The organism is Rhodococcus sp. IEGM 1379, from assembly GCF_030056815.1.
Lineage (GTDB): Bacteria > Actinomycetota > Actinomycetes > Mycobacteriales > Mycobacteriaceae > Rhodococcus_F.
On the sequence record NZ_JASHKR010000022.1, the window covers coordinates 65,562 to 75,692 of the forward strand.

Here is a 10,131-nt window from a genome sequence, read left to right on the forward strand (position 1 = left end):
TCAAGCGGGGCAGACACTTCCGTTGGACGGCAACGTTTGATTGTCGAGGTAGGACACGGCAGCGTTCTGTGCACAGTTGGTCTGCATCGTCGGGTGGCCGGCGCCTTGCCAGTCGAGGGTGGCGAACCGGGTTCCCGCATTGGTGACAACTCCGGTGACGCTGGCCAGTCCGCTGTTGCCGACGGCAGGATCCGCCTGGCCGCTCAACACGAGGACCGTCGGTTTCAGGGTGGTCGGTAGGGGAGTCGGGGTGGTCGTCGGCCAGCTGGCGCACGCTAACAGCCCGAGTGCGGCTTCGTTCCCGAACACCGAATAGGCGCTGCCCCACGTCTGCTGCAATTCACGGGCGCGTCCGACGCCCGGCCACTGTCCGCCGTCGGTGCAGCGTCCGACGAATTGTCCGTCGCTGCCCAGATCCTTCTCGGCCGCAGCGGCGCGTTCACGCATCGGCACTGGATTCCCGGTACCGAGCGCGCTCAGGGCGTCGGCGAGGACCGTGGTGTCCAGCTGCCGGTTCTGTCCGGAGATCCCGAGGCTCGCGGAAATGGCGTTCGCGAGCGACGACGCCGACAGCGGACGGAACTCTCCCTTCCGGGCTCGTTCCATCAACGTGACGACGGCGGCATGCGGGTCAGGACCGAGGGAGCACGAGAGCCCGGCGCAGCGCGTTGCGAACGCTGCGAGAGCGGCTTCCTGTCCCCGGACGTGGCTTTCGGCTTCGGTAGCCGCATCGGTGGCAACGGGGGCCGGTGAGTCGAGTATCAGCCGGGCAACGTTGTCGGGATGGGCTGCGGCGTAGCTCAACGCGATGTCAGATCCGGAACCGGCGGCCCAGAGTGCAATTGTGTCGACGCCCCAGCGCGAACGCAGTGCCTCGATGTCTTGGGCGGCAGCGTCGGCGCCAAACTTCAGTTCCTGGGGTTCGAGGTAGTCGGTGCACGCAATGGTGGCGTCGTGGCCGAGGCTGGAGACGGCGTCGGCGGCGTCGCCGGAAGTGCTCGGTTCGAATTGACCGAGGTCGGCGAGCCCGCGGCGCGTATCGGGTTCCATGCATTCGATGGGTGTCGAGCGGTCGATTCCGCGGCGATCGAGTGCGACGACCGGGTGGGCGGCAAGTACAGCGGTCAGACCGGATGATCCCAGCATCGCCAGGGTGCTTCCGGACGAGCGATCGGTTCCGGAAGTAAATACGACCGGATAGGCGTCGGCAGGCGTCGAGGACGTTCGGGCGCGGGTGGCGGCGGCCGTGAATGTTCCGTCGATCTGGCCGCTGACGTCGATGGGCGCGCTGAACTCGGCGCACTCGAGGATGACGCCGGCGGTTGCCGCGGCCAAAGCGCGATCGCTCAGCGATGTTCCGCTGCAGTCGCGCCAGGGGAGGTCGTTACTCGGGACAGCGGGTTCGGGGACGGGCGGACTCACGGTTCCCGACGCGTCGGTTGTGGCCGGCGTTCCACCGGTGTGACCTTCGACCGCTACGACAGGGCGAAGTGAAGGGCCCGCACCGCAGGCACAACACGTCGCCAGGACTACTGCAATCAAAGCCGCTCTGCGCATGCCGACCAGAGTGCCAGGTTCAGTGCCGAGGGCGGCGACGAACCCACCGCGAGAGAATCGTGCCGTCTGCGTCGGTGAGGATGTGCGCGGGTGTCATCGGGGTGGGTAGGGAGTGGGGGGAGGTTGCAATTCGTCCGGCCGCGCCGCCGACGAGTTGCGGCGAGGTGGTGATGCACAGTTCGTCGACGGCGTCGTCGGCGATCAGTTGGCCGAATAGGGAAGGTCCACCCTCACAAAGAATTCGAGGCAAATTCAACTGGGAGACTGCCTTCTCGATATCGATGCTGCGCACTGTGGGAGAGTCGCTTACGTGAATGTCGGCACCGGCTGCGCGAAGGTTCGAGACGGCAACGGGGTCCGCGTCGCGGCCGACGAGAAGGATCGGCGGAACCGTTGTGTCTCGGAACAATCGACTTTCCGGGTCGACCGATGCACGTGCCGAGACGACCAGAATCGGCGGCACGGGGGCCAGGCCCGCGTCGACACGGCGTTCCCGAGCGTCGTCGCTCATCACAGTTCCGCCATAATTTTCGGAGCGAGCAGTGCCGGCTCCGACGACCACGACGTCGCAGAGTTCCCGCAGAATTCCGAACACAGTCTTGTCGGCCGGGGTGCCCAGGCCTCCGCTCACGCCGCTGACGGAGACGGCCCCGTCGATGCTCGACACGAAATTCACGCGCAGCCAGGGGCGCGTGAGATTTTCCGGGTAGGCGTAGAGCTCGCGGAGGCTGTCCGGATCCTCTGGTGTGAAGTAGGTCGCAATATGAGTACGGCGCATAGGAGAGATCACATCACGTAGATACGCTGGAGGGATGCATGAACGTCTTGTCGATCGCAGCCCGGTGGTACCCGCCGATCAGTTGGTAGCTCAAATGGTCCCACCCGCAATGTTCGACGAGGTGAGTTTCTCTTCCTACATTCCTGATCCCAAGGAACCGAGCCAGTCGGCTGCTGTCGCCAAGGCCGAGGAATTCTCCAAGCGCGTAGCCAAGATTCGTGGCGGTGGACGCCGCGGATTGTTCGGCAAGAAGACTCCGTCGACCGGTGCTGGTCTGTACCTCGACGGCGGTTTCGGTGTCGGTAAGACGCACCTTTTGGCTTCGATTTTCCACAGTGTTCCGTCGCCCAAAGCTTTCGGCACCTTTGTCGAGTTGACCCATGTTGTGGGCGCGCTCGGCTTCAACAAGGCCGTCGAGGCGTTCTCCGAACACAGCGTTCTGTGCATCGACGAATTCGAGCTCGACGATCCAGGCGACACCATGCTCGTCTCGCGGTTGCTTTCGGAGCTTTCCGCACGCGGCGTATCGATCATCGCGACATCCAACACGTTGCCGGGCCAGCTCGGTGAGGGCCGTTTCGCAGCGCAGGACTTCTTGCGCGAGATCAAGAAGCTCGGATCGATCTTCGAAACCATTCGCGTCGATGGTCCCGACTACCGTCACCGCGACTTGCCGCCGGCCCCCGATCCGATTTCCTCGGATGAGTTGGTGACGCGTGCCGCGTCCATCGACGGCGCAACACTCGATAACTTCGACGAGCTGTGCAAGCACCTCAGCACCTTGCACCCGTCGCGGTACAACAAGCTGGTCGAGGGTGTTCGCGCTGTATTCATCGACGGCGTTCACCCCGCGACAGATCAGTCTGTCGCTCTGCGTTTCGTGGTTCTTGCCGACCGCCTTTACGACGCGAGTATCCCGGTCACCGTTTCCGGTGCTCGTCTCGACGAAATTTTCACCCCGGAGATGCTGGCCGGCGGTTACAAGAAGAAGTACCTCCGTGCCACGTCGCGTCTGCTTGCATTGTCGCGCTTCGAGGTCGCAGCCAACTAGTTACACCGGTCGCTCCATCACGAAATCGTGATGGAGCTGGGCGCCGACGACAAACGTCTTGGTGCCGACCTGCGTGAACCCCTTTTTTGTATAGAACTTCTGCGCGCGTACGTTCTCCTGGTTCACTCCGAGCCAGATTCCCGCGCTGCCGCACTTCTGCGCGTGTGAAATAGCCGCGTCCATAAGCGCTGCGGCAGCACCACTTCCGTGATTTCCGGGAAGAACATACAGCTTGCTCAGTTCGGTGGTGGGTCGCAGGGTCAGCGCGGCCTGCACATCTGGATCGGTCGGTTCGTCGTCGATCAGCATCGCGTATCCGACGATGGCGTCGCCGGAGATCACCTTGAGGACAGTGCGCGTCGGGTCGGTCAGGTATTCGGCGAACTTGTCGACGGACAGGATGTTGTCGATGAATGCACTGATGTCATCGTCGGAAGCGTCTGGTGGACAGGCGAGGGGGAATGTCACCGCCGCCACGTCGGCGATGGCTTCGGAGTCCCAGATTCCAGCTCGGTCAACGGTGATCGTCACGTAAATTCTGCCCTTCGTGCACGTGCATTGGTGCGACAAGTACATCACTTGCTGTACCGCCCGTGACTACACGGCTTTCTCGGTCGCCTCGACTACCGCCGACTTCGGGGAGAAGACGGGTGCCAGGGCGATCAGAATTCCGCAGAAGACCAGCGGAATCAGGAATCCGACCCGCAAGTCGCTGAACGCGGCCACGGCTCCGACAATTCCGCCGCCGACCACCGTTCCGACGTAGTTGAAGAGATTGATGCGTGCGATGACGGCGTCGACCTGACCGGGCGCAGCCATACGTCCGGCGGCGCTGAAGCAGATCGGGGCGATGACCGGGACACCGATACCGACGATCGTGAAGCCGATGATGGCAACGACGGGGGACTGCGAAGTCACGACAACAGCCATGCCGGCGACACCGATCAATGAACCGATTCGAACGACGGTGATTTCCCCGAATTTGCTCACCCAGTAGTCGCCCGTCAATCGCGCGACGAGTGCGGCAATCTGGTACGCCGCCACCGAGAGTGCGGCAGTGCTGGTGTCAGCCAGAAGGTCGTCTTCGAGGAACATGGTGGACCAGTTGCCCACGCTGAAGTCGACCGCGTAGAAGAGGGCCATCGCGACGCCGAGCAGAATGAAGACTCGCATCGGAACGGTGAGGTCGACCTTGCCAGGTGTACCGGCGTCGACGGATTTTGTTTCGGAAGGATTGAGGAACTGCGGGCCGAAGGTCAGAAGCATAAGTCCGACAAGGATTCCCGCAGTCAACTGGATTGTTCGCACCGAAAGGTCTAGTCCTGATGCGGCAGAGACGAACAGGGCTCCGATAATGGCTCCGACACTCCACGCGGCGTGGAACGAGCTGAGGATGAACCGTCCCTTGGCGTGTTGGATCGAGACGGCTTGCATGTTCGCAGCGGCATCGACCATGCCGAGTCCGATGCCGTAGATCGCGAGGAAGGCGAAGAATGCAAACTGATTTGGGGCAATTCCGATTGCTCCGCCGAAGATCGCGATGACGGCGAGGCCGGTGCGCAGTGTCGTTTTGCTCGATGTCCGTACGGCGATCATCTCGGCGAGGACACTGCCGAGGCCTGCGATGACCGACACGACGACGACGGCGACAACAACCAGGCTGTCGCTGAGTTCGAGCAGATCCCTGAATTTGGGAAGCTGCGTCAAGATCGAGGCGAGCAGAAATCCTTGGAGGGCGAAGGCCACGGAAGTGGCGATCCGTGCCCTGGTCAGGGTGCGGGGAAGTTCCGTCATCGAATGTGGCCTTTGTCTGGTGTGGTGTGTTTGCCGAACGGTACTGGATCTCAGTACTGGTCGAGTGTCCAACAAAGTTGATTGTTTTGCACCGTTCTTTGATTAACTGACCCACATGAGTTGGAAGCCAGCGCCAGAATTTCCGTCGTCCTTTCTATGGGGAACCGCTACTGCGGCGTACCAAATTGAGGGAGCTGTGACCGAAGACGGTCGCGGACGCTCGATTTGGGATGACTTCTGTGACCGTCCCGGCGCCATCGTCGGTGGGGAGTCCGGCGTCGTCGCCGCTGATCACTATCACCGCTGGGAATCCGACGTAGACCTGATGGCCACACTCGGCCTCGACGCGTATCGACTGTCCCTGTCCTGGTCGCGGATCCTTCCGACCGGAACAGGCCAGGTGAACGTCACAGGCCTCGACTTCTACGACCGGATGATCGATCGACTGTGCGACGCCGGAATTACGCCAGCAGTCACGCTTTATCACTGGGATCTGCCGTCGGCGCTGCAAGAGCAGGGCGGTTGGATGAACCGTGACACGGCATTTCGGTTGGGGGAGTACGCGCAGATCGTGGGCGAAAAGTTTGCGGATCGCGTCGGAATGTGGATGCCGCTCAACGAACCGGTCGTTCACACCCTGTACGGGCATGCGCTCGGCGTTCACGCTCCGGGTCTTGCGCTCGGATTCGAGGCGTTCCAAGCTGCACACCACCAACTGCTCGGACACGGACTTGCGGTCAACGCGCTGCGTTCGGCCGGCTGCTCCAACATTGGCATCGCGTCGAATCACGCTCCGGTGCGTGCCGCGTCGGAGTCGCCCGAAGACGTAATGGCAGCCGACATTTACGATCACGTCGTCAACTGGATGTTCGCGGATCCGGTGCTGGTCGGAAAATACCCGGCCGACGAGTTCGCTCAGCTTCTCAGCGGGCCGGTCGACGAGGATCTGAAAATCATTGCCGCGCCACTGGACTGGTACGGGATCAACTATTACGAGCCCACGATGATTGCGGCACCGGTCGAGGGTGAGGGCACCGCGGGTGTTCTCGAGATCGATCTGCCGCCGGGATTGCCGTTCGCTCCGGTTGCGATAACGGGTTATCCGACAACAGATTTCGGCTGGCCGATCATTCCCGAGGGTCTCGGTGAGATTCTGCGAACCTTCCAGTCCCGATTCGGTGACGCGCTGCCCCCGATCTACATCACCGAAAGCGGGTGCTCGTTCCACGACGCTCCGAACGAGGCCGGCGAGGTCCACGACCCTGCTCGCATCGAATACCACGACGCGCATTTGCGTTCGCTGCGATCGGCCATGGATGACGGCGTCGACGTGCAGGGCTATTTTGTGTGGTCGATGCTCGACAACTTCGAATGGGCGGCCGGCTACAAGGAGCGGTTCGGCCTGGTCCACGTTGATTTCGCGACGCAGAAGCGGACGCCGAAAGACTCGTTCGAGTGGTATCGCGAGTTGATCTCAGCGCACAAGGCGGCGCGGGTCTAGTTTGTCGACGGAGGCGGCTGGGTTGCGTTCTGCGGCCCGGCCGCCTAGCCTCGACTCTCATGAAGCGCATTCTCGTAGTACATCGCCGTAGCGGGGTCTGAATCGGACCGACCCCCCGCTGCGGGTCGTTGTGCTACCAGTTGGTCCTCCGCTTCATTCCAGGAAGACCACGATCATGACTTTCAACTTCGCTTTCGCTTCTGATTCTTCGACCGCCTTCACTGCCGATCCATTTGCCGCGCGCCATGGAAAATCCTTGCCGGCCGGCCTGCGTTCCGAATGCTCGGCAATGTCGTGGAATGAATTCGAATCCACCTACGCTGCAATGAACGGCCCGATCCGTCTCGGCGCGTGGTCAACCGAGAAGATTGCGCCCGGCCGTTGGACCTTCGAGGCGACACTCGGTCTGGGGGAGCGCATTGCACAAGCATCCGCTACCGCAACCGGTGCGATCTCGGCTATGACGTCGATGCTCTACGACGCGGGAATCTCCCTGGAAATCCTGTCGTTCCATCAACACCAGATCGGCCACCGTACGGCCACCTTCATCTTCACCGAGTGCGGCGGCCGCCGCAGCTGGGCAATGGGCATCGGTGAGTCCGCGACAGAATCCTCGCTCCGGGCGATGACGTCGGCTGCGAACCGCTTCGCCAACTGAGATACCTGAACATCTAGATACGTTGAGGGGGGATCCCGCGAGGGGTCCCCCCTCAATCTCACTGCGCAACTTTTGACAGACAACGCAAAAGTCCGGAACCCCAACGGGATTCCGGACTTTTGTACTGCATTGGTGCGCGATACTGGGATTGAACCAGTGACCTCTTCCGTGTCAGGGAAGCGCTCTCCCGCTGAGCTAATCGCGCGGGATCTTGGGATAAAAATGGAGCGGACGACGGGATTCGAACCCGCGACCCCAACCTTGGCAAGGTTGTGCGCTACCAGCTGCGCCACGTCCGCATTCGCAAGGAACTCCGTTGCCGGCGCTCAGTGCTTGTCTAACCTATCAGACCCGCAAGCGGGTTTTTACCATCCGGCCCGAGGGCCTGACGTGGTGCGCGATACTGGGATTGAACCAGTGACCTCTTCCGTGTCAGGGAAGCGCTCTCCCGCTGAGCTAATCGCGCGAGGTGGAGACGGGAATCGAACCCGTGTGCACGGCTTTGCAGGCCGTTGCCTCACCACTCGGCCACTCCACCATAAAAGGTTGAGTTACACCTCTCGAGCGGACGACGGGATTCGAACCCGCGACCCCAACCTTGGCAAGGTTGTGCGCTACCAGCTGCGCCACGTCCGCATTGCACCGTGTTGCTTGGGGAGCGGGTTGCTCTCCTCGGTGCGTTGAAAACATTAGCCGACGGCATCCGAAACATACAAATCACCAGTTCAGGGGCAATTTTGAGTATAAATTGAAGCAAAATACTGTCCTGAACGTGGCCCACAGCCCGAATGTGGAAGTCCTGAATTGGGGATTTCGAGTCGGAATACCGCCGGCGTGAATGACAACCTGGTGATTCGTATTCATCGCTGGGTCGTGTTAATGTTCCAACTCGTTCGAGCGCATGCGTTCGGATGTTTCAAAAGGTCCCGTGGCTCAGTGGAAGAGCGTCCCGTTCACACCGGGAAGGTCGCTGGTTCGATCCCAGCCGGGACCACAGGAAAACATTGAAGGCGTTCCCGATTGCGGGGACGCCTTCAGTCGTCTCCGGGTGCCCTTTCGACTGTGAGCCGGGGTGGACGTTTCGGTAGCCTGGTTGCTGACACATCCATAAGGGACGGAAACTAGGTGAGGGACGTTGAGTACCGAAGAGGTCGACACTCGCGTCGACGATTCCGATCTGTCGCTCTTCAAGGAAGCCGAGTCTCGCTGGCAACGGTGGAGGGCACATATCGCAGCGCGTCCGAGTTTGAACCTCGCGTACCGAATCTGCGTGGGAGTCATCGGCCTGATCGTGCTCGCAGTCGGCGTTGTCACCATTCCGTACCCGGGACCGGGCTGGCTCATAGTCTTTGCCGGCCTCGGAATCCTGGCATCGGAGTTCACCTGGGCCCACAGGCTCCTGCATTTCGCCAAAGCGCGCTACGACCGATTCATGACGTGGTTCGGCAAGCAGTCGTTGATCGTCAAGGGTCTCGGCGTTTTGTTCACCACAGTGGTCGTGCTGGTGACTCTGTGGGTTCTCGGCACCTTCCACCTGCTCGGAACGTGGGTCGGTCTGGACTACTCGTGGCTCGAGTCACCTCTCTGACGTGAAAGTCGCTTGCTAACTTCACTCGGTTGACTCGTCGGTACGGCGGGGCCGATAACATGATCGTGCGTGCGTCCTCATCGAGCGATACGCACGTCTTACTTGCCGCAAATACATTAGGAGCACATCGCCGTGACCAGTCCCGCGCCAGAGCACTCAGCCGCCCCACTTCGGGTGCCCGCGGGGACGACCGCCGGGACAGCGGTACGTGAAGCAGGATTCCCCACCAAGGGCCCGGACGTCATCGTTGTTGTTCGTGACAGCGAAGGCACACTCAAAGACCTTTCGTGGACCCCTGACGTCGACGCCCTGGTCGAACCGGTTGCAGCGTCCACCGAGGACGGACGCAGCGTTATCCGTCACTCGGCTGCTCACGTTCTGGCGCAGGCAGTGCAGAAGGAATTCCCCGACGCGAAGCTGGGCATCGGCCCGCCGATCACCGACGGCTTCTACTACGACTTCGCGGTCGATCGTCCGTTCACTCCGGAAGATCTGACAAAGCTCGAAAAGCGTATGAAGCAGATCATCAAGGGATCGCAGCGATTCTCGCGTCGCGTTGTCGACTCGATCGAGGATGCGCAGGCCGAGCTGGCGAAAGAGCCGTTCAAGCTCGAACTCATCAACGACAAGTCCGGTATCGACGACCCCGAGGTCATGGAGGTGGGCGGCAACGAGCTGACCATCTACGACAACCTCGATCCGCGTACCGGCGACACCATCTGGTCGGATCTGTGCCGTGGTCCGCACATCCCGACCACCAAGCACATCCCGGCTTTCAAGTTGACCCGCAGTTCCGCGGCCTACTGGCGTGGCAACCAGGACAACGCTGATCTTCAGCGCGTCTACGGCACGGCCTGGGAGTCCACCGAAGCGCAGGATCAATACCTCGAACTCCTCGCCGAGGCCGAGCGTCGTGACCACCGCAAGCTCGGTACCGAGCTTGACCTCTTCAGCTTCCCCGACGAGTTGGGTTCCGGCCTGCCAGTCTTCCACCCCAAGGGTGGCATCATCCGTACCGAGATGGAGAACTACTCACGTAGCCGCCACATCGAGGCCGGCTACGAGTTCGTCAACACCCCGCACATCACCAAGGGACATCTGTACGAGGTTTCCGGTCACCTGGACTGGTACAAGGACGGTATGTTCCCCGCGATGCACGTCGACGAGGAACTGAACGAGGACGGCACCGTGCGCAAGCCGGGCC

9 protein-coding genes and 6 tRNA genes are annotated in these 10,131 nt (G+C 61.5%); 6 read left to right on the plus strand and 9 right to left on the minus strand.

Translation table 11 applies throughout. The features are described 5' to 3' along the window. Positions 1-1,557 carry an alpha/beta fold hydrolase gene (locus QM600_RS14675; RefSeq protein WP_283262213.1) on the minus strand — a complete coding sequence of 519 codons (1,557 nt, stop codon included), beginning with the start codon at positions 1,555-1,557 and terminating at the stop codon, positions 1-3. 19 nt (positions 1,558-1,576) lie between these two features. Beyond that, positions 1,577-2,335, minus strand: a complete 759-nt coding sequence (locus QM600_RS14680) for a pyrimidine reductase family protein (RefSeq protein WP_283262214.1) — start codon at positions 2,333-2,335, stop codon at positions 1,577-1,579. Positions 2,336-2,369: 34 nt separating this feature from the next. Between QM600_RS14680 and zapE the strand changes: the two genes are divergently transcribed. Beyond that, positions 2,370-3,386, plus strand: coding sequence for a cell division protein ZapE (gene zapE / locus QM600_RS14685; RefSeq protein WP_283262215.1), 1,017 nt, complete (start codon positions 2,370-2,372; stop codon positions 3,384-3,386). Here zapE and QM600_RS14690 read toward each other — a convergent pair whose 3' ends face one another. Further along, a complete protein-coding gene (locus tag QM600_RS14690; RefSeq protein WP_502942981.1) occupies positions 3,387-3,962 on the minus strand; it encodes a GNAT family N-acetyltransferase in 576 nt (191 codons plus the stop codon). It lies immediately after the preceding gene. Positions 3,963-3,983: 21 nt separating this feature from the next. After that, positions 3,984-5,180: an MFS transporter gene (locus QM600_RS14695; RefSeq protein ID WP_283262217.1), complete on the minus strand. Its 1,197-nt coding sequence runs from the start codon at positions 5,178-5,180 to the stop codon at positions 3,984-3,986. Between the two features lie 115 nt (positions 5,181-5,295). On the opposite strand from QM600_RS14695, the gene QM600_RS14700 reads away from it, so the two are divergent. Together QM600_RS14700 and QM600_RS14705 are read left to right on the plus strand one after the other, a co-directional pair. Beyond that, a complete protein-coding gene (locus tag QM600_RS14700; protein WP_283262218.1) occupies positions 5,296-6,681 on the plus strand; it encodes a GH1 family beta-glucosidase in 1,386 nt (461 codons plus the stop codon). A 175-nt stretch (positions 6,682-6,856) separates the two neighbouring features. Next, on the plus strand, positions 6,857-7,339 hold the full coding sequence (locus QM600_RS14705; protein ID WP_283262219.1) for an alpha-isopropylmalate synthase regulatory domain-containing protein: 483 nt from the start codon (positions 6,857-6,859) through the stop codon (positions 7,337-7,339). A gap of 130 nt (positions 7,340-7,469) precedes the next feature. On the opposite strand, the gene QM600_RS14710 is transcribed toward QM600_RS14705, so the two are convergent. The 5 genes from QM600_RS14710 to QM600_RS14730 form a co-directional block, all read right to left on the minus strand. Then, positions 7,470-7,544 (minus strand) — tRNA-Val (locus QM600_RS14710). A gap of 18 nt (positions 7,545-7,562) precedes the next feature. Further along, positions 7,563-7,638: transfer RNA gene (locus QM600_RS14715), tRNA-Gly, on the minus strand. 92 nt (positions 7,639-7,730) lie between these two features. Continuing rightward, positions 7,731-7,805 (minus strand) — tRNA-Val (locus QM600_RS14720). Between the two features lies 1 nt (position 7,806). Continuing rightward, positions 7,807-7,877 (minus strand) — tRNA-Cys (locus tag QM600_RS14725). Positions 7,878-7,902: 25 nt separating this feature from the next. Further along, positions 7,903-7,975: transfer RNA gene (locus QM600_RS14730), tRNA-Gly, on the minus strand. A 286-nt stretch (positions 7,976-8,261) separates the two neighbouring features. On the opposite strand from QM600_RS14730, the gene QM600_RS14735 reads away from it, so the two are divergent. From QM600_RS14735 to QM600_RS14745, 3 genes are all read left to right on the plus strand, one after another. Beyond that, positions 8,262-8,333 (plus strand) — tRNA-Val (locus tag QM600_RS14735). A gap of 141 nt (positions 8,334-8,474) precedes the next feature. Next, positions 8,475-8,927, plus strand: coding sequence for a TIGR02611 family protein (locus QM600_RS14740; RefSeq protein ID WP_502942982.1), 453 nt, complete (start codon positions 8,475-8,477; stop codon positions 8,925-8,927). Positions 8,928-9,059: 132 nt separating this feature from the next. Continuing rightward, positions 9,060-10,131: threonyl--tRNA ligase family protein (locus tag QM600_RS14745; RefSeq protein WP_283262220.1), on the plus strand; the 1,072-nt coding region annotated here is incomplete at its 3' end.